Origin of the sequence: Cryobacterium sp. Hz7, assembly GCF_004402815.1 — a bacterium.
GTDB lineage: Bacteria > Actinomycetota > Actinomycetes > Actinomycetales > Microbacteriaceae > Cryobacterium > Cryobacterium sandaracinum.
The window spans coordinates 1-24,085 of record NZ_SOFB01000049.1 but is presented as its reverse complement, the minus strand read 5'-3'; the positions used below and the strand labels follow the sequence as shown (position 1 = coordinate 24,085).

General features: G+C 65.2%; 20 protein-coding genes and 3 pseudogenes. 14 read left to right on the top strand and 9 right to left on the bottom strand.

The annotated features are described in order from the left end of the window. Nucleotides 1-164: 164 nt before the first annotated feature. On the bottom strand, nucleotides 165-1,526 hold the full coding sequence (locus E3N86_RS10395; protein WP_134374458.1) for a rhodanese-like domain-containing protein: 1,362 nt from the start codon (nucleotides 1,524-1,526) through the stop codon (nucleotides 165-167). A 179-nt stretch (nucleotides 1,527-1,705) separates the two neighbouring features. Here E3N86_RS10395 and trxA point away from each other — a divergent pair, with 179 nt between their 5' ends. Continuing rightward, nucleotides 1,706-2,086, top strand: coding sequence for a thioredoxin (gene trxA, locus E3N86_RS10390; RefSeq protein WP_104101506.1), 381 nt, complete (start codon nucleotides 1,706-1,708; stop codon nucleotides 2,084-2,086). A gap of 65 nt (nucleotides 2,087-2,151) precedes the next feature. Continuing rightward, nucleotides 2,152-2,493: pseudogene (locus E3N86_RS17875) on the top strand (DUF2202 domain-containing protein); the annotation flags it as partial. A gap of 174 nt (nucleotides 2,494-2,667) precedes the next feature. On the opposite strand, the gene E3N86_RS10380 reads toward E3N86_RS17875, so the two are convergent. Both E3N86_RS10380 and E3N86_RS10375 read right to left on the bottom strand, forming a co-directional pair. After that, nucleotides 2,668-3,045: a rhodanese-like domain-containing protein gene (locus tag E3N86_RS10380; RefSeq protein ID WP_104101511.1), complete on the bottom strand. Its 378-nt coding sequence runs from the start codon at nucleotides 3,043-3,045 to the stop codon at nucleotides 2,668-2,670. A 320-nt stretch (nucleotides 3,046-3,365) separates the two neighbouring features. Beyond that, nucleotides 3,366-4,064, bottom strand: coding sequence for a haloacid dehalogenase type II (locus tag E3N86_RS10375; protein WP_104171164.1), 699 nt, complete (start codon nucleotides 4,062-4,064; stop codon nucleotides 3,366-3,368). A 367-nt stretch (nucleotides 4,065-4,431) separates the two neighbouring features. Here E3N86_RS10375 and E3N86_RS10370 point away from each other — a divergent pair, with 367 nt between their 5' ends. Next, entirely contained in the window at nucleotides 4,432-6,045 is a 1,614-nt protein-coding gene (locus tag E3N86_RS10370) for an isocitrate lyase (RefSeq protein WP_104101516.1), read from the top strand. A gap of 221 nt (nucleotides 6,046-6,266) precedes the next feature. On the opposite strand, the gene E3N86_RS16860 is transcribed toward E3N86_RS10370, so the two are convergent. Continuing rightward, on the bottom strand, nucleotides 6,267-6,428 hold the full coding sequence (locus tag E3N86_RS16860; RefSeq protein ID WP_158250278.1) for a hypothetical protein: 162 nt from the start codon (nucleotides 6,426-6,428) through the stop codon (nucleotides 6,267-6,269). Between the two features lie 544 nt (nucleotides 6,429-6,972). On the opposite strand from E3N86_RS16860, the gene E3N86_RS10365 reads away from it, so the two are divergent. Next, nucleotides 6,973-7,479: a hypothetical protein gene (locus tag E3N86_RS10365; protein WP_134374464.1), complete on the top strand. Its 507-nt coding sequence runs from the start codon at nucleotides 6,973-6,975 to the stop codon at nucleotides 7,477-7,479. Between the two features lie 32 nt (nucleotides 7,480-7,511). Here E3N86_RS10365 and E3N86_RS10360 read toward each other — a convergent pair whose 3' ends face one another. Both E3N86_RS10360 and E3N86_RS10355 read right to left on the bottom strand, forming a co-directional pair. Then, entirely contained in the window at nucleotides 7,512-8,009 is a 498-nt protein-coding gene (locus tag E3N86_RS10360; protein WP_134511909.1) for an SRPBCC domain-containing protein, read from the bottom strand. Between the two features lie 201 nt (nucleotides 8,010-8,210). Beyond that, nucleotides 8,211-9,236 carry an aldo/keto reductase gene (locus tag E3N86_RS10355; RefSeq protein WP_134374508.1) on the bottom strand — a complete coding sequence of 342 codons (1,026 nt, stop codon included), beginning with the start codon at nucleotides 9,234-9,236 and terminating at the stop codon, nucleotides 8,211-8,213. A gap of 105 nt (nucleotides 9,237-9,341) precedes the next feature. Here E3N86_RS10355 and E3N86_RS17870 point away from each other — a divergent pair. The 6 genes and pseudogenes from E3N86_RS17870 to E3N86_RS17725 form a co-directional block, all read left to right on the top strand. Beyond that, nucleotides 9,342-9,490, top strand: a pseudogene (locus E3N86_RS17870) (IS1380 family transposase); the annotation flags it as partial. Nucleotides 9,491-10,323: 833 nt separating this feature from the next. Next, entirely contained in the window at nucleotides 10,324-11,604 is a 1,281-nt protein-coding gene (locus E3N86_RS10340) for a sugar ABC transporter substrate-binding protein (protein WP_241980837.1), read from the top strand. A gap of 92 nt (nucleotides 11,605-11,696) precedes the next feature. Continuing rightward, nucleotides 11,697-12,560 (top strand): carbohydrate ABC transporter permease, encoded by an 864-nt coding sequence (locus tag E3N86_RS10335; protein WP_241986033.1) that lies wholly within the window; start codon nucleotides 11,697-11,699, stop codon nucleotides 12,558-12,560. 10 nt (nucleotides 12,561-12,570) lie between these two features. Beyond that, nucleotides 12,571-13,467: a carbohydrate ABC transporter permease gene (locus tag E3N86_RS10330; RefSeq protein ID WP_241986024.1), complete on the top strand. Its 897-nt coding sequence runs from the start codon at nucleotides 12,571-12,573 to the stop codon at nucleotides 13,465-13,467. Nucleotides 13,468-13,562: 95 nt separating this feature from the next. Then, nucleotides 13,563-13,814, top strand: a complete 252-nt coding sequence (locus tag E3N86_RS10325) for a hypothetical protein (protein WP_104101531.1) — start codon at nucleotides 13,563-13,565, stop codon at nucleotides 13,812-13,814. Next, nucleotides 13,811-13,903 carry an SsrA-binding protein gene (locus E3N86_RS17725; RefSeq protein WP_166785073.1) on the top strand — a complete coding sequence of 31 codons (93 nt, stop codon included), beginning with the start codon at nucleotides 13,811-13,813 and terminating at the stop codon, nucleotides 13,901-13,903. Before E3N86_RS10325 ends, E3N86_RS17725 begins: the two co-directional genes overlap by 4 nt. 100 nt (nucleotides 13,904-14,003) lie before the next feature. On the opposite strand, the gene E3N86_RS10320 is transcribed toward E3N86_RS17725, so the two are convergent. Next, nucleotides 14,004-15,371 carry an NAD-dependent succinate-semialdehyde dehydrogenase gene (locus E3N86_RS10320; protein ID WP_104101534.1) on the bottom strand — a complete coding sequence of 456 codons (1,368 nt, stop codon included), beginning with the start codon at nucleotides 15,369-15,371 and terminating at the stop codon, nucleotides 14,004-14,006. 258 nt (nucleotides 15,372-15,629) lie between these two features. On the opposite strand from E3N86_RS10320, the pseudogene E3N86_RS17405 reads away from it, so the two are divergent. The 3 genes and pseudogenes from E3N86_RS17405 to E3N86_RS10300 all read left to right on the top strand — a co-directional run. Further along, nucleotides 15,630-16,578: pseudogene (locus E3N86_RS17405) on the top strand (IS1380 family transposase); the annotation flags it as partial. 67 nt (nucleotides 16,579-16,645) lie between these two features. Then, nucleotides 16,646-16,996 carry a hypothetical protein gene (locus E3N86_RS17400; protein WP_241980843.1) on the top strand — a complete coding sequence of 117 codons (351 nt, stop codon included), beginning with the start codon at nucleotides 16,646-16,648 and terminating at the stop codon, nucleotides 16,994-16,996. A 194-nt stretch (nucleotides 16,997-17,190) separates the two neighbouring features. After that, entirely contained in the window at nucleotides 17,191-17,976 is a 786-nt protein-coding gene (locus E3N86_RS10300; RefSeq protein ID WP_134342404.1) for a sulfite exporter TauE/SafE family protein, read from the top strand. Nucleotides 17,977-18,165: 189 nt separating this feature from the next. Here E3N86_RS10300 and E3N86_RS10295 read toward each other — a convergent pair whose 3' ends face one another. Further along, complete coding sequence (locus tag E3N86_RS10295) at nucleotides 18,166-19,539, bottom strand: NAD-dependent succinate-semialdehyde dehydrogenase (protein ID WP_134374470.1); 1,374 nt, start codon at nucleotides 19,537-19,539, stop codon at nucleotides 18,166-18,168. A gap of 273 nt (nucleotides 19,540-19,812) precedes the next feature. After that, on the bottom strand, nucleotides 19,813-22,818 hold the full coding sequence (locus E3N86_RS10290) for an aminotransferase (RefSeq protein ID WP_134511908.1): 3,006 nt from the start codon (nucleotides 22,816-22,818) through the stop codon (nucleotides 19,813-19,815). A 172-nt stretch (nucleotides 22,819-22,990) separates the two neighbouring features. Between E3N86_RS10290 and E3N86_RS10285 the strand changes: the two genes are divergently transcribed. Next, nucleotides 22,991-23,878 (top strand): Cof-type HAD-IIB family hydrolase, encoded by an 888-nt coding sequence (locus E3N86_RS10285; RefSeq protein ID WP_370295413.1) that lies wholly within the window; start codon nucleotides 22,991-22,993, stop codon nucleotides 23,876-23,878. Nucleotides 23,879-24,085: the final 207 nt, after the last annotated feature.

Genomic DNA, 24,085 nt, shown 5'->3' with positions numbered 1-24,085 from the left:
CCGGCGTGAGCACCCCGGGCAAAAACGGAGAGACTGATCGAGACGACAGTGTCGAGGCCAGAACCGAAGAGCACACCGATCGGCAGCATCTTCCAGGGACGGTCCACGAGCCGGGACTGCGCTTCTCGGCCGGGTGGATCGCCGTTCGCTTTCCCGGCATGGGGTTAGACGGTCAGCTCGGCCAGGGTGAGTCCGGCAGCCGTGGCCTCGTCGAAGTTCCCGTCGACGTGCACGACCTCACGGCCGGCGCGCTGCAGAAGGCTGGCGGCGACCCCGGCACGGTAGCCGGAACCGCAGTGCACCCAGATTGTGCCGGCCGGGATCTCCTCCATCCGGGAGAGCAACTCGTGCAGCGGAACATTCACCGCACCGAGCAGGTGGGAACCGGCGAACTCGTCGGCGCGACGGGTGTCCAGGAGGACATCCTGTTCGGCGCGGCCCTGCAGCATCCCGACCCAGCCCACACGCGGGTAGGTGGCGACCGGGGCATCCGGGGCCAGGGCGTGCGGCTCGGTGCCGATGGCGGCATCCGGCGAGTCGATGCCGATGCGCGACAGGTCACGGATGGCGTCCTCGACGTCTGCGCGGTCGCCGACCAGGGTGAGCTGCTCCTTCCAGGGCAGAACCCAGCCCAGGTAGGTGGTGAAGTTCGAGCCGTTGCCGTATTCGAAGCTCACGGCACCCTGCAGGTGGTTACTCGAGAACGCGACCCGGTTGCGCAGGTCGACGACCCACTCCCCCTCGGCCAGGCGCCGGGTGAGCTCGACGGCGTCGAGGGACTCGGGCACCTGCAGGTTCGGCGCGCCGGGACCCTGCGTATTCGCGGGGGCCATGTGCGCGTAGTAGGAGGGGTAGGCGGTGAGGTTGGTGATCAGGTCGCGCACGAAGTGCTCCTCATCGGAGTCGGTCAGGGCGTGGTTCGCCGTGAGCTGTTCGCCGATGGTGGATGCTCCGGCGCCGGTGGCCGGGCCGCTGGAGCAGAAGGAGCCGAACCCGTGGGTCGGGAAGAGCGCGGCGTCATGCTCGGCCTTGTGCACGAGCCGGCGCACCGAGGCATACTGGTCGTGGGTGAGCGCGACCGTGTCGGTCGTGGCTACCAGGTCGGTGCGTCCGACCGAGCCGAACAGCAGGCTGCCGCCGGAGAAGACCGCCTCTTCGCTGCCGTCTCTGACGATGTAGGACACGTGGGTGTGGGTGTGCCCCGGCGTGGCCACCACGGTGACGGTCAGGCCGCCGACTGGGAAGACCTGGCCGTCGGTGACCGGCTCCCGCTCGAAAGTGACGGAGTCGGCGGCGTTGACCAGGTACTTCGCGCCGTGCACCCGGGCGAGCGCGAAGCCGCCGGTCACGTAGTCGTTGTGCAGGTGGGTCTCGGCGACGTGGGTGATGGTGACTCCGGCCTCGCGTGCCGCGCTCTCCACCCGGTCGGTGTCGCGCTGCGGGTCGATGACCAGCGCGACCGCGCCGTCGTGCACCAGGTAGCTGCGGTCTCCCAGCTGCGGGGTTTCGATAACGATAACGTCCATGGTTCGAAGTCCTCCAAGTCTTGCGTGCGTCGTGCTGACGTCTTGCCTGCGTTGTGCGTGCGATCGGATCGCACATTGGATACGATACCCCCAGGGGTATCTGAAAAGCAACCTGTCGGGCCGCTCCGGGCGCCGCCCGACGCTTGACCAAAATACCCCATGGGGTATATTCTGGAGTCATGGCAACCATTGACACCACCGAGAAAACCTTCGACCAGACCATCACCGACAACTCCATCGTGCTGGTGGACTTCTGGGCGGCCTGGTGCGGCCCGTGCCGCATGTTCGCGCCCACCTTCACCGCCGCGTCCGAGAAGCACCCCGACATCGTGTTCGCCAAGGTCGACACCGAGGCCGAGCAGAGCCTGGCCGCCGCCGCGGGCATCCGTTCGATCCCGACGCTGATGGCCTTCCGCGATAAAGTGCTGGTGTTCTCCCAGCCCGGCGCCCTGAACGCCTCCTCACTGGAAGAGGTCATCACCGCCGTGCGGAGCCTCGACATGGACGAGGTGCACGCCAGCATCGCAGCACGCCAGGCCGCCGACAAGGCGTCTGCCTGACCGGCCTCTCCGCCTTACCGACTCCCGGCGACGCCCCCCAGGCCGGCCAGTCGAACCCGAGCGGCATGGTCATGGGCACGCTGACCGAGGACCAGAAGTCAGAGCTCGCGGCGATGAGCGAAGAAGAGAAGCTCGCGTACGACCTGTACGCCGCATTCGACGCCCATTACGACCCGGCGCTCTCTACCCGCATCGCCAAGTCGGAATCCAAGCACCTGGATGCCGTGTGCACCCTCCTGGAGCGGTATGAGCTCACCGACCCGACCGTCGGACTGGAGGCCGACGAGTTCCTGACCGACGACACCCAGGACCTCTACGACACCCTCCTCGCCGAGGGCTCGGTCAGCGTGGACACCGCTATGGAGGCCGGACGCGCGGTCGAGGAGACCGACATCGCCGATCTGACCATCGCGGTCGAGGGCGTCACCGCCCCCGACGTGCTGAAGGTCTACGAGCGACTGCTGGCCGCTTTCGAAAGCACCTCGTCGCTTTCGGCGGCTAAGCACCGGCAACACAGCGAAGGGCACCCACGCTCGTGGGTGCCCTTCGCGGTGTTGTGGGTGGTGCCGGTGTTGCGGGCACTACGGGGTCGTGACGATCGGCAGACCGGTGGAGACGGTGGCGGCAGACATGGCGCCGGCATCCGTCACCGAGGTGAACCCGAGATCGGCCAGACGGGCCGCCGCGGCGGCCGAACGGCTGCCCGAGCGGCAGTACACGACGTAGTCGCCGTCGGTCGGCAACGCCGCAACCTGGCTGTCGAAGTCGGATGACTGCACATCGATGTTCAGCGCGTCTTCGAGGTGACCGGCGGCGTACTCCCCGGGGGTGCGCACGTCGATCACGACGGTGCCGGCCGCCATGGCGGACTCAGCCGCCGGGGCGACCGGAGCGGAGCACGCGGTGAGGCCGAACAGGGCGGCACCGGCCAGGACGAGTGCTGCGACGAGGTTCTTCATGCCTAGTTGCAGGTGCAGCGCTGAGCGGGCGGGATGTCGGCCATGACGCTGTCGACGTGCTCACCGCAACCGGTCCAGGTGATCTTGCCGCAACGGTTACAACGAATGGGGCTGCACATAGCTGACTCCTTCTCGATTCACTGAAAGTATCAGTATACCCCCTAGGGTATCCAGAGCGCCACCATCGGCCTCGGTCTCTTTCCCGACAGCCCTTGCCCCCAGACCACGGCCCGCCCGAACGAATTCGACGGAGATTTTCCGATTTTCGACCTGTGTGGGCCACAAACCGGGCTCCAGAGCCAAAATCTCCGTCGAATTCGTTAGGGGCGATGGGCGGGGTGCGAGTCGCGGGCGAGCTGGGTGGCCAGTTCGCCGAGGGCGGTGATGGTGTGGTCCGGTGCCGCGAAGAAGCTGGGGTAGATCTCATCGGCGCGGTTCAGCCACGCAGTGCGGAGGCCTGCCTGCGCGGCCCCGTGGATGTCCCAGGGGTGCACGGCCACCAGGAGCAGGTCGCCCGGCTTCACTCCGCAGACATCCGCGGCGTAGTCGTAGGCGGCCCGAACCGGCTTCCAGGCCGGGGCGTCCTCCACCGTGAGCAGAGCCTCGAACTCCCCTCGGAGACCCGCCCGGGTCAGGAGGGACTCGGCCACCTGCGCGGATCCGTTGGAGAAGGTCACCAGGCGCAACCCTGCACTTTTCAGATCACGGATGCCGTCGGCAATGTCCGGATGCAGGCTCAACGTCTCGAAGCCGTCCATCACGTGGCGCACCGAGTCGTCGAGGCTACGGGTCAGGTCGACGTCGCGGAGGACCCCGCGCAGGATCTCGGATCCGATCATGGAGAATTGCGCGGTTCCTCCCGCGGCGGCGAGGGCGAAGCCGTCCCGCAGCAGCGAGGCGAACCAGACCCGGGCCAGGTGGGCCGGGGCTCCGATCTCCACGAACCGGGCGCTCAGCGGGGACATATCGGAGAGGGTTTCGTTGACGTCGAAAACGATTACTGAAGGTGTGCTGTTCATAGTGATTTCCTTTGATTGGTGCGGTTCTGCCGCCGTGCCTTTCCCGCGAGGAACACCCCAGCCACGGTCAGGGCTCAGGTGGTCCTCCTGTCAAAGCTTTCTTCCGCGCAACACCCTAGTCGCGCGGGGAGGGATCCACCGGGGTGGCCTCCCCTCCGATCCCACCTGGGTCGTCGATCTCGGCATATTCCCGGTCACGATCCGGCTCGCTCAGGGAATTCTTCTCAAACGAAGAAGAATCCCAAAAGTTCTGCCGGGAATCGTGAAGAAGACCGCTTGTTATTGCAGCAGTCTTCAATTAGTAGCCGATAACGGGCCGCCGGAAGCCGTCCAACGCTCTGCACAATTCAACGTCGAAGGAATGCACATGACCATCTATCAAGACGACACCCAGGCTGTCGAAGCTCTCAAGAACGCGGCCGGAAGCAGCTGGGACGCGATCAACCCTGAGTCGGTCGCCCGCATGCGTGCACAGAACCGCTTCAAGACCGGCCTCGAAATCGCCCAGTACACCGCCGACATCATGCGCAAGGACATGGCGGAGTACGACGCGGACTCCTCCGTCTACACACAGTCCCTCGGAGTCTGGCACGGCTTCATCGGCCAGCAGAAGATGATCTCGATCAAGAAGCACCTGAAGACCACGAACAAGCGCTACCTGTACCTGTCCGGCTGGATGGTCGCTGCTCTGCGAAGCGACTTCGGCCCGCTGCCCGACCAGTCCATGCACGAGAAGACGGCCGTTCCCGCGCTGGTCGAGGAGCTCTACACCTTCCTCCGCCAGGCCGACGCCCGCGAGCTGGACCTGCTATTCACCGCCCTGGACGGGGCCCGTACCGCCGGCAACGACGCCAAGGCCGCGGACATCCAGGAACAGATCGACAACTACGAGACCCACGTCGTGCCGATCATCGCGGACATCGACGCCGGTTTCGGTAACCCCGAGGCGACGTACCTTCTGGCCAAGAAGATGATCGAGGCAGGCGCCTGCGCCATCCAGATCGAGAATCAGGTCTCGGACGAGAAGCAGTGCGGCCACCAGGACGGCAAGGTCACCGTTCCCCACGAGGACTTCATCGCGAAGATCAACGCCGTGCGGTACGCGTTCCTCGAGCTCGGCATCGACAACGGCATCATCGTCTCGCGCACCGACTCGCTCGGTGCCGGCCTGACGCAGAAGCTCGCCGTGACCTACCAGCCCGGGGACCTGGGCGACCAGTACAACTCCTTCCTCGACGTCGACGAGATCACCGAGGCCGAGTTGGGTAACGGGGATGTTGTCATCAAGCGCGACGGCAAGCTGCTGCGCCCCAAGCGCCTGGCAAGCAACCTGTTCCAGTTCCGTCAGGGAACCGGTGAGGCCCGTTGCGTTCTCGACAGCATCACCTCGCTGCAGAACGGCGCGGACCTGCTCTGGATTGAGACGGAGAAGCCGCACGTCGCCCAGATCGCCGGAATGATGAACGAGGTTCGCAAGGTCATCCCGAACGCCAAGTTGGTCTACAACAACAGCCCGTCGTTCAACTGGACGCTCAACTTCCGTCAGCAGGCGTACGACAACCTGCTCGCCGAGGGCAGGGACGTGTCGGCCTACGACCGCGCGAAGCTGATGAGCGTCGCCTACGACGAGACCGAGCTCGCTCAGATCGCTGACGAGAGCATCCGCACCTTCCAGCGCGACGGCTCGGCCGAGGCCGGCATCTTCCACCACCTCATCACTTTGCCGACCTACCACACGGCCGCGCTGTCCACCGATGACTTGGCCAAGGGCTACTTCGCCGACCAGGGCATGCTCGCCTACGTCAAGGGTGTGCAGCGTCGAGAGATCCGTGAGGGGATCGCCACGGTCAAGCACCAGAACATGTCCGGCTCCGACATCGGTGACAACCACAAGGAGTACTTCGCCGGCGAGGCCGCCCTGAAGGCCGGCGGCACCAACAACACGATGAACCAGTTCGAGGAACCGGCACTGAGCCACTAGCCCGAGTTCTGCAGAGGTCGCAATGAAGAAGCCCCAGTCGCAGAACTGGGGTTTCTTCGTTGGCCCTCCACCTTGGCCGGCAGGCTGAGGTTGTGCCAATCCTTGCCCGCAAAGGCTTCCACCTGCTCGTCGCCCCCTCGGGGCTGGCCAGACGCCTGCCGATGCCGATGCCGATCGAGCGTCGGTCACCGAGGCCCCGTTCTTCGCCTCGAGCAACCACCTCACGACGCACGAGCCAAACCCGCGGCGAGCGGGGTCGGCGGCTTGCCGGTGAGGCACGCGAGGTCACCGGTGGTCTCACCGAGCAGGCCGTCACGGATGTCGGTGTCGAGCCCCACAACAAAGCCCACCAGGCCCGCGTCGAGTCCGAATCCCGTCAGCATGTCCGCGTGCGCGGCCGGGGTGAGGTTGCGGAAGGTGACGTCGCTCCCGATGAGGGTGCCGATGGTCGCCGCCAGCTCGTCGAAGTCTCAGGCGTGGTCGCCCGGGAGCCCGAGGTCTGACCGGCCAGTACGTCGTCCAGCAAGGCATCCGCATATTCGGGGCGGCTGGCCGTGTGCTCGGGAGCCAGCAACCGGGCGGAGGTCGTGGCCTTGGGGCACTCGTGTCGACACGGAGTTGGGCCACGCGCTCGCCATGCGACTCCTGCCGTTCTGGACTGGATCGCCGGCAACGCCGTGTAACACGTGCACGCGAAATCGCGGATCCCGAGTCAGAACGGCGCAGGCTCGTCGCGGTCCGCCTGCCGTACGGTCTTCTCCGGGGAGGGCAACTTCTCCGCCCGACGCATGCCCGAGAACGCGACCGCGACCGCGACCGCCCAACGATGCTGGCGCGGCGTGGTTGCTGATGTAGGGTCACACGCAGCTCGCCCGACTATGCTGACCGCGGCGGCAGCGAGTTGCCAATGCGGAAACGGCGGTGGCGGTGAAGCCTTCGGGGTTCGACCTGGATGCCCGGTTGCGGCGCTACCCGTGGGTGTCGCGGGCCATGAACGCGGAGGCCGTCTACGGCACTGTGCTGACCGCGGGTCTCATTTCCGCGTTCTCCCTGTACAACCCCGGCCTGCCGGCCCTCATCGCCCGTACCGTGGGAACCGTCCTGGTGTTCTGGGGCGCGCATGTGTACGCCGAGATCGTCGGCAATCGGGACCTGAGCTGGCGGGAGGCGGTCCGTGAGGCGCTGCAACGCTCAGCCGGGCTGTTATGGGCGCTCATCGTGCCGGTAGCCTGCCTGATCCTCGCCGCACTCCTCGGGTGGTCGATAGATGCGGCCGTAGACCTTTCACTGTGGGCTGCTGTGATCACCCTCGCGGTGCTGGGTTGGTGGGCTGCCCGGCAACGGCAGGCCGGTTCACGCGCGAAGCTCGCCACCGCGGCGGGAACGGCGGGCATGGGCTTGGCACTGATCGCACTCAAGGCGCTCGTGCACTGAGCGAGGCGCGACCGCCGGCGACGGCGCTCCGGTCAGGCGCTGTCGTCTTCAGCGAGAAGCCTGTCGATCTGCCCCATGGCCTGGCGCATACCCTCCTCCATACCCGGCTCGGAAATCTGTTGCATTTGCTCGAGACTCGCAAACGTCGACACCGTGGTCATGCGGGTACGACCGTCGGCCTCCTCCAGAGTCACCACGGCCCGCACCGAGCCCATCTCGAGAATCGGGTCACCGTTCTCGTCGGCGAAGCCGTCCTCGAATTCCAACCGGCGCGGCGGCTGGATCAGCGTGGTCACCCACCAGCCGGGCCCCTTCTCGCCGTCCGGGCCGGTCATGTAGTAGTTCGACCGGCCGCCGGGCACGAAGTCGTGCCGCTCGAAGGTGGCCGGCCAGGTCGGCGGGCCCCACCAGCGCTCGAGCTGACGCGGGTCCTCCCAGAGCTGCCACACCCGCTCCGGGCTCGCGTCGAAATCGGCCACGAAGGTGAGCGTCAGCGCCTCGGTGTCGGTGTTCGAACTGATGACGGTCATGATTTCTCCTTCGGGGTTTTCGCTTTCTGGTCTCAGAACAGGATCTCGCTTATGTCTTCCGTGGTGAATACCCCGTGGGTATGAAAACAGGGACAGATCGACGGCACGGAGGGCACCTGGCCGTTCGAGAAGTGCAACGGCATGCCGTCGGGTGCGATGGGCAAGGTCGTGGCGGCGACCGGTCCGGCTCGAGCACCGGGCCTAAAAACCGACCACGCGCAAGCGCTGCGCGACCGCCGCCTCACCGTAGGGATAGTCGGAAACGACCGGTGAACTGAGTGCGCCTAACAGTTCCAGGTGCTCTGGGCTCAGTTGCACGTCGGCCGCGGACAGGTTTTCCGCGAGCTGCTTCACACTCCGCGCCCCGAGGATGACCGAGGTCACCGCCGGTTGCACCTCAAGCCAGGCAAGGGACACCTGCGCGCTCGTGGCACCGATCTCGGCTGCAACCTCAGCGACGCCGTCGATTATACGCCAGGTGCGTTCCTGCTTGTTGCGCGGACCCCAGGCTTCCATCCCGCGCGCGGGATCCTCACCGAGGCGCGTTGCTCCGGTGGGGTCCGTGTCGCGCCGGTACTTACCCGACAACCAGCCTCCGCCGAGGGGCGACCAAGGGAGAAGCCCCAGGCCCGCGTCGAGTGCGGCCGGCACGATCTCCGATTCGATTTCGCGCACGAGGAGGCTGTACTGCGGTTGCAGGGTGACCGGCGGCGTGAAACCGAGCGCCCGCGCCACGTACACGGCCTTCATCAGCTGCCAACCCAGAAAGTTGGAGAAGCCGTAGTAGCCGATTTTCCCGCTCCGGATGGCGTCGTCGAGAAAGCGCAGGGTCTCCTCCAGCGGCGTCAACGCGTCCCAGGCGTGCAGTTGATATAGGTCGACGTGATCCGTGCCCAGCCGGCGCAGCGAATCGTCAAGTGCCCGGTTCAGATGCCGGCGGCTGGTTCCCCGATCGTTGGGGCCGGTGCCCATCGGAAACCTGCCCTTGGTCGCGAGAACGATCTGCGCACGCTCGGTCGGGTGCGAAGCCAGCCAGGACCCGATCATTTCCTCCGAGACCCCGGAGCTGTAGACATCCGCGGTGTCGACGAAGTTGCCGCCTGCCTCTACATATGTGTCCAGAAGTGTGTGTGCCATCTCCTGATCGGCCTCCGCGCCGAAAGTCATGGTGCCGAGGGCGTAGGTCGAAACGACCGCGCCGCTGTTGCCGAGTGAGCGATATTCCATGTGCGATTCCTGTTCTTTTTCGAGGCGGAGTGCCCGAGACCCTGCCATCAGTTTCACACGTTCGACTACGTCGATACCGCCCGTCCGTTGACCTGAGGGCCACCCCGGGCGACCCTGTTCGACACCCATCCATTCCATGCCTTCTTCACCACCAGCACCGTCGACACCGTCGCCGCCGACACAACCCACCGCACTCACGCCACGATAGCGCTCGTGAATGCCGACCTTAGAGCAGTTCCTTGGCGCACCTGCCCGAGCACTGGCCCTCGGAGAAACCCAGGACGGCCCTGTTCGACCAGAACTTTCGACCGCGACAACCCGACCCCACCTGACCAAGCAGCGGACACCGGCATCAACAGGAACACCAGCGGAACACCCCGGGCCGCGAGACCCGGACCGCATCCGCGCCTGAAACTCTCAAAGCCCCCCACAAAACCGATATCAGAATTCCCTCACAAGCCAGCCGGTGGACTCAGGCTAAGCAGCCGTGCTCGTCGGCCGTGCGGCGCGAGTCCTCACGGTCGAGCCAGTCTCCCAAAAGCTGTCTCTCGGTCGCGGTGAGCACGGTTGTGTCGGCTAAAGACGCTCGAAGCCGCACAGCAGCAGTGACCGCAGCGGACCCGACTGTCGGTCCGGCGTCGTTCAGGACTGATGCGAGAACCGCTTCACGAGTGCGATGGGATACCTGGAAGGTCGGAAGCGTCGAGCATCCCGGCTTTGGCTGCGCGATGGAGAGGACCGGCGAGAATGGTTGCTGCCGCCACAGAAGCGGGAGTGGTTTGACCTGGCCGCGATCCGCTATATGGCGGGTGGCTGCACACCGGCCGCGCGGCTGACGGCACGCGTGGACACTCCATCACGCCCGACGTTGACAAGGAGGGTCGTCGCGGCAGCGATGAGCCGAGCGCGGGTCTTGCGCCCGGTGTGAGTCAATTCCTTTTGCACATTCCGACGGTGACAGACGGCAGTTGGCGGCAGCCAGGGTCGTGATAATGTGCCAGTGGCATCATTGTACGTAACTCTTGAAATCTGAATCTCCCAGACCCAGCTGAAGGATCCCTGCATGGATTTTAGCAGACGTCATTTCTTGATCGGCTCCGGAGCGGTGTCATTACCCCTGCTCTTGTCAGGATGCGGTTTCGCGCCGCAGCAGTCAACCTCTACGGCCACGGGGTCAAAAACGTTGACATTCACTACGTGGGGCACAGACGCGGAGCTCGCAAGTTTCGCTCGTGCCATCGCGTCGTTCGAGGAGGCTAACGCGGGAACGAAGATCGAGCTGAACTCGGTTCCCTACGGACAGATGTTCACCAACATTGATGCCCAGCTGCAGGCGGGGAATCCGCCGGACATCTTCCGCGTGCCGTATTACACGTTTGGCAGTTACGCCGGTCGGGACCAGCTTTTGGACTTGAGCCCGTACCTGGAATCCGGATTTTCCGATCGCTTCACCGACGCGGCCTGGGCGGCCGTGCAGGGTAACGATAAGCCGTTCGGGGTGCCTCACCACACCGATACCTCAGTGATCCTGTACAACAAAGCCATTCTGGAACTGGCCGGGATCACGTCGGTTCCCACCTCTCTCGACAGCGCCTGGACGTGGGACGAGCTGTCCGAGGTCGCCGCGACCCTGCGTGCCGCCCAACCCGCAGAGGCCTACCCCATGGCCTACAACTGGCAGGGTAATGGCGTCACCCGCTGGCTTAGCCTGCTCTTCCAGGCGGACGGCCGGTTCCTGGACACGAACCTCACCGACCCTGCGATCGACTCGGCCGCAGGGTTGGCTGCCCTGGAATTCTCGTCAAGCTTTTTCACGAAGAACTTCGTCCCGCCGAACAACACCATCAAGTCGGCCACGTTCGCGAGCGACACCTGGTATTCGCAGACCTCGGCGATGGTTTGGTCCGGTGCGTTCGCTATCCCGGATGCCACGAACACACTCGACTTCGAGTGGGGCGCGACCTTCGCGCCACGTGGCAAGCGCGGTGGGGGCGACTTCGGGGGGAATGCGCTCGTCGCCACTGCGGGCACCGCCAACCCGGAGCTCGCCGCAGCCTTCCTTGACTTCGTCACGGGCGGCACGCAAATGCGCGACTTCTGCGAGACCGCCTCACTCCTGCCGACCCGTAAGGATCTCAGCGAATCGGGCATCGCTTTCGATGTACGTCCCGAGCTCGCCCCCATCTTTCTCAGCCAGGCTTCAACGGTGCGCGCCAAGGACTCAAGCCAGGTGGCGTCCCCCGACATGTCGAGAATCATCACCGTACTCCAGGACAACCTGGAATCGGCCTTCGCCGGTTCGACAAGTACCGCAGACACTCTGAAATCAATCGCAGAAGGGATCGCCCAAACCACGGGCAATTCGTGACAAAAGTCGCCGTCGAGCAGGACCGCGTCGCGGGCACCGTCGCGCCGTCGCTTACGCTTCCAAGGCGCCCGGGGCGTCGTAATCGTAAAACCGTGCGCGAGGCACTCGCGGGGTGGCTGTTTCTGACCCCGAATATGCTGCTGCTTTGCCTATTCGTGCTCGTCCCGCTCGTGTGGACCGTGGTGATCAGCTTTCAGGAGACCAACGGGTTCGGGGTCGGTGAATACGTCGGTGTCGCCAACTATGAGCGCCTTCTTAGCGATCCGCTCTTTTGGAGATCCACGGCGAACACCCTGCTGTTCACAATCATCGTGACGCCTCTGTCGATGGTCCTTGGCCTCGGCGCAGCCGTGCTATTCAACTCGATCCTTCCCGCCCGAGGCGTGTTCCGTTCCATTCTCATCATCCCGATGGCTATCTCGGGCGTCGCCACCGCACTGATCGGTGTACTCGTTTTCAACGAGAACAACGGCATCCTCGACAATTTGATCCGATTTATCGGACTTCCGAGCGTTAACTGGCAGTCCGGTGGATTCGCCGCGTTCGTGTCTGTTGTTCTCGTGACGTTGTGGTGGAGGGTCGGATTCAACATGCTCATCTACCTGGCGGGCCTTCAGAGCATCGGCCCCGAACTCTATGAAGCGGCCGAACTGGATGGGGCGGGTTTCTGGGTCCGATTCCGGAATGTGACAGTGCCCCTGCTTGGCCCGTCGTCATTCTTTCTGCTCATTCTGAACGTCATCTATTCCTTCCAAGTCTTCGACATCGTGTTCGTGATGACCGGCGGCGGCCCACAGAATGCCACATCCGTGCTTGTCACCTACGCCTATGACACGGGTTTCGTGACTCGCGACCAGGGTTACGCCGCCGCTATCGGTGTCGTGCTTCTTCTCGTAACCTTTATCTTCACTGCGGTACGGTGGCGAACCAGCCGCAGCCGGGACCTGGTCGAATAAGGACACAATCGTGACAACATCCACCCTCTCGCCAGCGCCGGCGACCCGCAGGCAGAAGACAACAAGATTAGGGGCGCCGCGCTCGCGCAGAGGCTCGCGACGGGGGCTCGTCGCCCGCATCGTTGCGGCGATCCTCATCAGCATCGTTGTGCTGTTCCCGCTGTACTGGATGCTTGTAGTCGCGTTCTCATCACGGTCCGAGCTGCTGGGTGGCACACTGCGTCTCTGGCCGCGTACCCTGACAGTCGGAAACTTTGAGCGCGTCCTCGCAGGGTTCCCGATTGCCACCTGGTTTAGCAATTCCATGGCGATCTCGATCACGGTGGCAGTTCTCACGGTGCTCGTCAACCTGTTAGGCGGGTATGCCCTGTCGCAGCTCAAGTTCCGCGGTTCGAACGTCGTTTTTCTCATCGCCCTGACAACGTTGATGATCCCCGTGCAGGTGATTATGGTGCCGCTGTTTCGGCTCGTAACGAACCTCGGGCTTTACGGCAGCTACTGGGCGGTCATCCTGCCCACGGCCGCGAGCGCTTTCGGGTTGTTCCTCGCACGCCAATTCATTCTCTCCATCCCACGCGACCTGATCGAGGCGGCGCGCATCGACGGGGCTAGCCACTTTAGAGTGTTCACGAGTATAGTTCTGCCGCTCTCAAAGCCGCTGATCGCTGTGCTGTTCTTCATGACGCTGCTGCAGTCCTGGAATGATTTCGCCTGGCCACTTATCGCCCTCAAGCAGAACGAACTCTTCACCCTGCCGATCGGCCTGCTCTACTTGCAGGGCCAATTCGGGTCGGATTTCGGTGCAACGATGGCGTTTGCCCTTATCAACGTGGTGCCCATGGTGGTGCTGTTTCTGGTGTTCCAGCGCTTCTTCGTGCAGGGATTCGCGCGTAGCGGCATCAAATAGGTGTGAATTGTGAATTCGTCAAGTATCCGACCCGATGTGGCCGGGCTGGGACCGGGTCGAGGCGGCGATCCGCCCGACGTTGCGCGCATCGATGAATGCTGTTCGTGGCCGACCACGATGACGTCAGCGCTTCGGGTCCGGCTGCGGCATCCGCACGTGTCGAGCCGACCATTGTTTTTGAGTCGAGCACGCTGGGTAAGCAAGCGTGGCCGCGGCATCCGCGGGCCAGCACCAACCTGGCTGATCACCGTTCCGCGCTCGAACTGGTGGGCGCTGGTCTGCTCAACCCGGAGAACCGGTGGCAACCTGTGAAGATCCACAACAAGGCGACGGAGGTGGACGCATGATCGTGCTGCTCTCGCTGTTCGTCAGCGATGGTCGAGCGAAAGTCGAACTCGCGGTCGCCCACGGAAAACGCGGGTTCGGCGTTCGCTAGGCGCTGCGTGAACGCCAGGACGACCACGAGGCGGCACGAGCAGTTTTCGCGTGCCGCAGACTCGGCGACTGAACGGCGTTCGCCGGGGTCTGCGATGGGTCTAGCCGATACGAATGAGTTTCTTGTTCACGAATTCGCTGGCACCGTAGCGTCCGAGTTCGCGCCCGAAGCCGCTTCTTTTCACTCCGCCGAACGGTAGCTCCGCGCTGCCGGCGTTGACGAGGTTGACGTAGACCATGCCGGCCTCGATGCGGTCGGCAACCCGCAGTGCCTGCTCGGGATCGGTCGTGAACAGGTAGGAGCCGAGCCCGAACGGAGTGTCGTTCGCGAGGGCGATGGCTTCATCTTCTGAGCCTGCCCGGTAGACGAACGCTACGGGGCCGAAGAACTCCTCGTGGTATGTGTCGTTGTCTCGCGTGACATCGGTGAGCACGCCAGACGGGTAGAAGTTACCAGACCGTTTGCCAGTGCCCGCCAAGGTCGCTCCCTGTGCGACTGCACGCTCGACCTGCTCCGCGAGATGTTCGGCCGCGTCGAGGGACGAGAGGGGTCCGTAGTCTGCCCCGGGGACGGTCGGGTCGCTGGGAGAGCAAGCCAGGATGGCGGCGGTGAACTTCTCCGTGAACTCATCGTAAAGTTCATCGATCACGATAAATCGCTTGGCGGCGTCGCAGGCCTGCCCGCCATTGCGGAGGCGACCGGCAACGGCGGCATCCACTGCGGCGGCCATGTCGTCGGTGCTCAGCAGAATGAACGGGTCTGATCCGCCCAGCTCCAGCACGACCTTCTTGAGGTGACGACCGGCCACCTCGGCAACGGCCGCGCCGGCGCCCTCCGAACCGGTGAGGGAGACGCCCTGCACCCGCGGGTCGGCGATGATCGTGGCGACCTGCTCGCTGTCCGCGTACACATTGGTATAGGCACCAGCCGGAAAGCCTGCGTCGTGAAAGATTTGCTCAATCGCCGCGGACGACTCCGGGCACTGCGACGCATGCTTGAGGATGATCGTGTTGCCTGTCATGAGGTTCGGTGCGGCGAAGCGCGCAACCTGGTAGTACGGGAAATTCCACGGCATGACACCGATCAGCACACCGAGCGATTTGGAACGCATGAACGCGGAACCCTCGCCGCTCAGCAGGGTGATTGGTTCGTCCTTCAGAAATTCCTGCGCGTTGTCGGCGTAGTACCGGTAGATGTCGGCGGCGTAGTCGACCTCGCCGAGCGCTTGATCGACGGGCTTGCCCATCTCGCGCACGATCATGGCCGCCAGCTTGTCACGGCGCTCCTCATGCAAATCGCCGACCCTGCGCAGGAGTGTGGCCCGCTCGTTGGTTGAAGAGCTGCGTGACCAGCCGCGGTGGGCCTCATCCGCCGATGCGATAACCTGCTCGATTTCATCAGCAGAAAGCTGGGCGTAAGTTTTGATGGTTTCGCCTGTGGCGGGGTTGACAACGGCATGGTGGCTCACGAGCCACCTCCTTTCACGGTCGGACTATGTTCCGGAAATTGGCACTGATACGAGCCAACCATGTTCGCGGGATTTGTCAAGGCGAATGAGGCCAGCGGAAGTTGCGACGGCTCGTTTCGTCTCGGTGTGGTCTTCTTAGCCTGAATCCACGGGTCGACGTGGGATTTTGACGGCGCGATATACCAAGAATACCCAGGTGATCAGGTAGATAGAACTTGTCTAGAGTATAAATTTACCAAACAGATGAGCATCTTGTAGATGCAAGCTACCCACACCAACCGCACCGTTTCTGCATCATTTACCGACCCGAATCTTGTGTCGTGCGCTGAGTTGGTCCCGATCATGAAATTGGCCGCCCGAGCGGGGCTGGCGACCCTGGCCGATCAGTGGCTGACCGTCCCCGCCGACAAGGGTGCCAACGCCGGCTTGAAAGTCACCTCACTGGTCGGAGGGATGGTCGCCGGCGCAGACTCGATCGACGACCTCGCGATTCTTCATCACGGAGGCATGCGGAAGGTCTTCACCAACTGATACGCGCCGTCGACGTCGGGGTCGTTCTTGCGCGAGTTCGCGTTCGGTCACGTCCGGCAGCTCGACGCCGTCGCCTCACGCTTCATGCGGGGCCTCGCGCCCGAAACCCCACTGCTCGTGCACGACACCGACGGCTACATCTTCCTCGACATTGACGACACCATCATCGAAGTCCACGGGTACCAGAAGGAAGGCTCCGGCTACAGGTACTCCGGCGTGCGCGGCCTCAACGTGTTGCTCGACGCGCTGAAAACTGACGTGTCAGTGCCGATCATCATCAGCGCCGATCATCATTGGTCAACGGCTCCGCCGCGGTGCGTGCTAGTCACAGCGCGGCGCCGCCCGTTTGATCCGTGATGCCCTCGCCACTACCAAACGGCTCCACGGAGCCGAAAAAACGCGCGCGCTCCTCCGCGCCACTCTGCCTGCTACGGTCACGCCTCAATCAGTGCGGCCCTCACAGCCGGTGCCGACGTCTCCGTCACCGCCCGCGTGAACCCCGCCATCAAACGAGCGATCGGAACGATCCCCGACAACGCCTGGACAGCGATTGCGTACACCAACGCGATCTATGACAACAGCACGAAAACGTGGATCACGTAGCACCGAAGTCGCCGAGGTCCCGTTCACCGCGTTCACGTCCCGCAAGAAGGCTGAGAACATCACCGGACGCCTGGCTGCCTCGTGTTCGCGGGGCGTGACACGGCCGGCAAGGGCGGCACTACCAACGCACCACCGCGCAGGTGAGCCCCCGGGTCTTCCGAGTCGCGGCACTTGCCGTTCCCACTGAACGCGAGAAGTCCCAGCTGTACATCCAGCGTTACCTGGAGCATTTCCCCGCAGCCGGCGAGCTGGTCCTCTTCGACCGCAGCTGGAACAACCATGCGGGCGTGGAGCGGGTGATGGGTTTCTGCACTCCGGATCAGACCGAGCACTTCCTGCGGATGACGCCGCTGGGCGCTTTGGTATGTCGCGCATACCGACGACAAGAAGAGGGTTCGCCTCGACATCATCAGCCACCTCCTCAGCCTGGTGCCGTACGTGCCGTTCCCTGGGCTCGACGTCAGGCTCCCCCAGCGCCAGAAGCGCGGTGACTACCGGGGGCCGAAGCTGACGGTTCGACAGATTCCGACCCCGTTCATAGTCACGTCGCGATGCCCGTCGCGATGGGGAGCCGGTGATGCAAGCCACAACCGCAGCATCCACTGCCCCGGTGCCGGCCATCGCCTGAACCAGCTTTCCTGAACTAGCCTTGACCTGCACGGTCCAACGGCGGGTGGGGGTAGATGTGACATTGCTTGAAGGTGCGATCATCCTGATCGCCGGGCTGGCCGCGGGAGTCATCAACGTGGTCGCCGGCGCCGGAACACTCATCACCTTCCCCGTTCTCCTGGCGTTGGGCGTGCCGCCGATCACGGCGAACGTGTCCAATACCGTGGGTCTGATCCCTGCGTCCATTGCCGGCGCCCACGGCTACCGACGCGAGTTGCGGTCGCAGTGGCGCCCCGTAGCTGTGATGGCGATCTTCTCCGCCGTGGGCGGCATCGTCGGCGGTCTGCTCCTGCTCGCCCTGCCCGCACAGGCGTTCGCCGGCGTCGTGCCCTTCCTGCTGCTGCTGGCCGCGGTGCTCTCGGCGATCCAGCCTCGGGTGGCCGGCTTCGTGCGACGTAAGGCGCCGGCGGCACCCGCCGGCACACTGCTGACCAAAACGGATACGCGTCCCCTCACCCTCGGGCTCATTCTCGGGGTGCTCGCGACGGGCGTGTACGGCGGGTATTTCGGTGCCGCCCAGGGGGTCGTGCTGCTCGCACTGCTGGGCATACTCTGGTCCACCGACATACACCGGGCCAACGGCACCAAGAACGTGCTCGCCGGAGTCGCGAACATCGTTTCGGCGATCATCTTCATCTCCAGCGGGACCGTGGACTGGAGAATCGCTCTCCTCATCGGCATCGGCTCCGCGGCGGGCGGCTGGTTGGGTGCCCGTATCGGCCGCACGCTCTCCGCGCCGGTACTGCGCACCATCCTGGTCGTGGTCGCGGTGACCGCCGCAGTGGTGCTCTTCCTGAGCTAGGGGGCGGAGCCGCCCGGGCCCGGCGCCGAACCAATTCGACGGAGATTTTGCGGCAGCGCGCAGTTTTGGGCAGGTTTGGAGCCGTTTCGGCCCAAATCTCCGTCGAATTCGTCAGGGAGACCGGATGCCGCAGTCTGGCGCGGGCGGGTGGCGCGCCACCGTCTGAGACGGGCGGCGCGCCACCGCGTGTCACCTGAGGATGCGAATGAGCTTCTTGTTGGCAAACTCCGCGATGCCGAAGCGTCCCAGTTCACGGCCGAAGCCAGATCTCTTCACTCCACCGAAGGGCAGCTCTGCTCCGTCGAGGAGCGAGCCGTTGATGAAGACCATCCCGGCGTCGATCTGGTCCGCCACCCGCAGGGCCTGTTCCGGGTCGGTGGTGAAGAGATACGAACCCAGGCCGTACGGGACGTCGTTGGCCACCTGCACAGCCTCGGCCTCGTTCGCCACGCGATAGACGGCGGCGACCGGGCCGAAGAACTCTTCCCGGTAAGCGTCACTCTGAGGGGACACATCGGTCAGGACCGTCGGCGAAAAGAAGGCGCCCATGCGGTTTCCCCGCGCGGTGACGGTTGCGCCCTGGGCTTCGGCGCGCTGGAGCTGTTCCTCGAGGCCCTCGGCGGCACCGAGGGAGGACAGCGGGCCGAGCGTGGTGTCCGGCGACGTGGGGTCTCCGGGAACGTTGCCGGTGATCTTCGCTGTGAAGCTCGCCAGGAAGGCGTCGTACAGGCCGTCGATCACGATGAAGCGCTTGGCCGCGTTGCAGGACTGGCCGGAGTTGTCGAGGCGAGCGTCGACGGCGGCGTCGACCGCTTCGTCCATATTGTCCGTGCTGAGCAGGATGAACGGGTCGGATCCGCCCAGTTCGAGCACGACCTTCTTGAGGTTGCGGCCGGCGACCTCCGCGACCGCCGCACCCGCGCCTTCAGAACCGGTCAGCGACACACCGCAGACACGGGGGTCCGGAATGATGATGTCGGAGATCTGAGCACTGGAGGCGTAGACGTTGCGGTATGCGCCGTCGGGGAAACCGGCATCCGTGAAGATCGCCTCGATCGCGGCAGCGGACTCGGGGCACTGCGAGGCGTGCTTGAGCAGGATTGTGTTGCCGAGAACCAGGTTCGGACCGGCGAAGCGGGCGACCTGGTAGTAGGGGAAGTTCCACGGCATGATCCCGACGAGCACTCCGAGGGAGGCGCTCCGAATGAACGCCGAGCCTTCACCACCGAGCAGCTCGATCGGTTCATCGGCGAGGAAGGCCTCGCCGTGGGTCGCGTAGTACGAGTAGATGTCGGCCGCGAAGTCGACCTCGCCGAGGGCCTGCGCGACGGGCTTGCCCATCTCGCGCACGATGAGCTCGGCCAGATTCTCACGCCGCTCGGTGTGCAGGTGCGCGACACGCTGCATCAGGGCCGCGCGCTCGGCGACCGACGTGCGGCGAGAGAACTCACTGTGCGCACGGTCTGCGGCTCCGATGGCCTCGGTCACCTCAGCATCGGTTGCCAGAGTAAAACTCGGTCCGCTGTCCCCGGTGGCGGGGTTCGTGACTGTGTACTTGTTCATATTTTCTCCCCAAGCTTGCTTCGTTGACGCCGATCAAGACGGGACCGCTGCTGCCGGAGCCGGTCGCGCCCGTGTCGTTACAGTCTGCCGCTGTCAGGGGTTTTGGCCAGCCATTTTGGTGAACTTTTTCGGCCTTCCGGGTCTGTCACCGGATTCCGTTCGACTGTCAGGCGGCACAACCCGTCGGCGTTTCAGTCGAGGCCGCGAGCGCAAAGCGCCGCGAGCTCGGCGCGGGGGTGCTCGGCGCGGGGGTGGTCAAGCACGTCGTGCACGCTACCAGCCGCCCTGCAGCACCTCGTCGAGTCGGTCGACGAAGAAGTCCGCGCTCTCCCGACTCAAGCACAGGGGCGGCTTGATCTTCAGCACGTTCTGCCTCTCCGAGGTGGGCTGCACGATCACGCCGAGCTCCAGCATCCGTTCGCAGATGGCGGCGGTCTCGCTGACCGCCGGCTCCAGGGTGTCCCGGTCGCGCACGAGTTCCACCCCCATGTACAGGCCCAGGCCGTGCACCATCCCGATCAACGGATGCCGTTCCGCGAGTTCTGCAAGCCGGCCTGCCAGGTGCCGGCCGACGGCATCCGCATTCTGCTGGAGGGATTCGTCCCGGATGACGTCGAGCACGGCCAGCCCCGCGACGCAGCTGACCGGGCTGCCGCCGGCCGAGGAGAAGAAGTTGCCCTCCCTGGCCAGGGATTCGGCGATGTCCCGGCGGGTGAGCACCGCACCGAGCGGGTATCCGTTGCCCATCGCCTTGGCCACCGTGAGGATGTCGGGCACGACGCCCTGCTGCTGCACGCCCCAGAAGTGGCTGCCCAGCCGGCCGTAGCCGACCTGCACCTCGTCGGCGATGCACAGCCCGCCGCGTGCACGGACCTGCTCGTAGACACGGGCGAGGTATCCCGCCGGGGGCACGACGCCGCCGGCATTGCCCAGCACGGGCTCGCAGATGAACGCGGCCAGGTCAGCCCCCGGGCCGTCCGGATCGGCCAACAGCCGGGCCAGGTCGGCCGCGTACTCCCCTGCCGCCCCGGCACCGCGATGCGTCCCGCGATAGGAGTTCGGAACATCCGCGATGTGCACCCAGTCGGGCCGGGAGGCCAAGGAGAAAGGGTTGTCGTAGGCCGAGGTCGACACCGCGTCGGAGGCCGACGTCCAGCCGTGGTAGCCCTCTCGTAAGGCGACGACGTTGCTGCGACCGGTGTGGATCCGGGCCAGGCGCAGGGCCAGGTCCACGGCCTCGCTGCCGCTGTTGACCAGAAGCACGGTGTCGAGGATGGGATCCGGTGATGTCGCCACGATGTGTTCGCAGAGGTCGGCCAACGCCGAGTAGAGGAACCGGGAGTTCGTGTTGAGCAACGCCAGCTGATCGCTCACGGCACGGGTGAACCGGGGGTGGCTGTGCCCGATCACGGCGACGTTGTTGACCATGTCAACGTAGGAGCGCCCGTGAGTGTCGATCAGCAGTTCCTGCCAGCCGCGTTCGATCTGCGGCGGCCGTTCGTAGTACTTCTCCTGCGCCGCGGCCATCGTGGTACCGCGACGGGCCAGTTCGATCGCCGGGTCGACGACGGATGCCTGCGGCGCCAGCCCAAGCAGCCGCGCCGGGTCCGGTGCGAGGGTTGCCCACGCGGCGGCCCGGGAGGGCTGGGTGAAGTGCGGGACCGGCAGACCCGGGCGAGCGAGCTCCTGCACGGTCACCCGAGCAACCGGGCTCGCGACGCCCACGGGCTCCCCTGCGGCGATCGCGGCCCCCGGCACGAGGTTCGACACGATGCCGCCGATGCGCAGCCCGAAACCGGCCAGCGTCAGAACCAGAGTGTCGCCTCCGATCTCGGTGACCGAGGCAGCCGCGGGCGCGACGATCACCGAACCGGCAGGCAGGAAGACCTCGGTGAACAGCGCGAACGTGTCGGGTTCCCGGCGCGAGTGCGGCGGGGTTCGGGTGAGCCGGAACTGGCCGTAGGGGGCGACGGCGGCGCTGCGTCGGGCGAGGGCGGCCTGCGCGAGCCGCCACTCGGCATCCGTTGTCTGCCAGAGGCCGTCGGCCAGGGCCGGGCTGGTCACGGTGAAATCGAGCATTTCGTAGTCGCCGTCGGCGAGCGCGGGGATCATCGGCACGGTCGTGTGTTCGGGCACGGTCGTGTGTTCGGCACCAGTGTGCGGCCGCCGACCGAGCGCCTGCCGGATGGCCGCGTCCGCTTCCTCCCAGCCGATCGCGCTGGCTGCGGCGAAGACCTGCCACTCGGCGTCCATCCGGTGCCTCGCGTAGTCGTTGTCCGCGTCGATCTGCACCTGCTGCTCGCCGCTGGCCACCAGCACCGCCCCGCGGAGCACGATCAGCGGCCAGAGCGCGGTGATCTCGGCCTCGGTCAGGGGAACGACCTCGTCGAAGGCGACGATCGCCTCGAGGGCCGCCAGCGGATTGTCCGGCATGTGGTGCAGAACGGATGCCGCCGTGACCGCCAGCTCCGCGACCAGCCACCCGGTGGCCAGATCGCCGAAGTCGATGACCCCCTCGGGCACGTGGTGGCCGTTCGGCAGCACCCGGCAGATCACGTTGTCGTCGGTGATGTCCCCGTGGATGGTCTGCAGCCGCAGCACGGACGCCACAGCCGCCAGACGTGCGGCGGCGCTGTCGGCGATGGCACGGAGCTGATCCCTGGTCTCTTCCGCCGGCACCCAGCGCATCAGCAGGTCGATCACGGTCTTCGCATTGCGCAGGTCCCACTGCAGCGTGCGGTCGAGGCCGTCCGCCGCGAAGTCACGCAGGTGCAGCGACGTGGTGCCCGAGAGCCGGCCGAGCGCCCGGACCACCGGCGGGGCCAGATAGCCCCGCGCCTCGAGCGACGGCCCCTCGAGGAAGGTGAGTAGCCGCACCGGGAGGAGGGCGGCATCCGTTGCGTGCCAGTGCTGGCGACTGAGGCCGTTCAGCCCCCGCACGGGCTGCGGCACGCGCATGCCGCGCTCGGTTAGGAACACCATCACCGCGTCCTGCGCGGCCAGCTCGGCGGCTGAGAAGGCCGGGTTGTCGACCTTGAGCACGTAGCGCTGCGTCGCTCCCCCCGCAGAGTCACCGGCGGAGTCACCCGCGGAGTCACCGGTGGCGGCACTGGTGGCGGCACCGGTGGCGGTGATCAAAAAGTTGCGGTCCTGCTGGCTGCCGAGCTCGCGGGCCGTGCCGGTGATCCCGAAGAGCGAGGACGCCATCGATTCGGCGTCGGCCGCGGTGGTATCCGGGCGCACGAGCCCCTGGCCGCTGAAGAAATCAAAACCAGGCACGTCGACGCTCCTCGCAGATAGTGCAATGAATCCTGCCAGTTTGGCACCAGGGCCGCTCGTTCTGTGCGCCCAACGCTCAGTTCGCGCGCAACTCGGAGCCCGGCGGGCAGAGATGACATCATCGAGAGAGACAACGTCGTCGTCACAGACCAAGGGACGCGAGCGAACACTCGTGGATTCCGGGAACGAACAACGACCGAAAGCCGCCGCAGTGAACCACTTAGCAGAGCCCTCCGACATCCGACTCATCGTTTCAGACATGGATGGCACTCTTCTCGACGACGACGGCAACGTGCCCGACGCGTTCTGGCCGCTCCTCGACGACCTCCATCGGGCCGGGATCCTGTTCGTGCCGGCCAGCGGACGCCAGTATCAGACACTGCACGGCATCTTCGGCGAGCACGACGGACTCATCTACATCGCGGAAAACGGAACCAACGTGGTGCAGGACGGCATCAGCATCGACGTCGAACCCGTCATACCCGAGATCATCGCCCCCATCGTGGACTGGGTGCGCGGCACCGCCGCCACGGGTGCCGACCTGGGGCTCGTCGTCTGCGGCGCCCGGAGCGCCTACATCGAGCGCAGCGACGAGCGCTTCGTCGACCAGGTTCGCCGGTACTACGCAGCGGTCGAGGTCGTAGCGGATGTGCATGCGGCCGCCCTCGACGATGTCATCTTGAAACTGGCGATCTACGACCCTGCCCGCGCCGAACAGCGAAGCGGGCCGGCCTTGCGCGGCCTGGGGCTGCCCGCGGAGGTCGTGGTCTCGGGCGAGAACTGGGTCGATGTGATGCGCCAGGGAGCGAACAAGGGTCGAGCGTTGGAACGGCTCCAGCAGCAGCTCGGCATCAGCCGGGCCCAGACGATGGCGTTCGGCGACTACCTCAACGACGCCGAGATGCTCGATGCCGCCGGGCACTCCTATGCCATGGCCAACGGCCACCCGAGCATCCTGGCGCGCGCCGCGAACATCGCGCCGTCGAGCTCGGAGGCCGGCGTGGTCAGCAGCATCCTCGCCGCCATACCGCACCTGCAAAGTGCGCACGTGACCGCCTGATCGCCCGGTAGCTCCCTGCCGCGCCTCCGTCCCGAACGAATTCGACGGAGATTTTGCCCATAGCGGGCCCGAACACGACGGAATGGCTGTTTTCGACGAGAATCTCGGCTCTCCTGCTTCATCTGTGGGTGTTTCGGAGCGCCTTAACGGCCGCACGCCGCTTCCTGTCTAGGTTTCTGACTGTCTAGGAACAGAAACTCAAGGGGC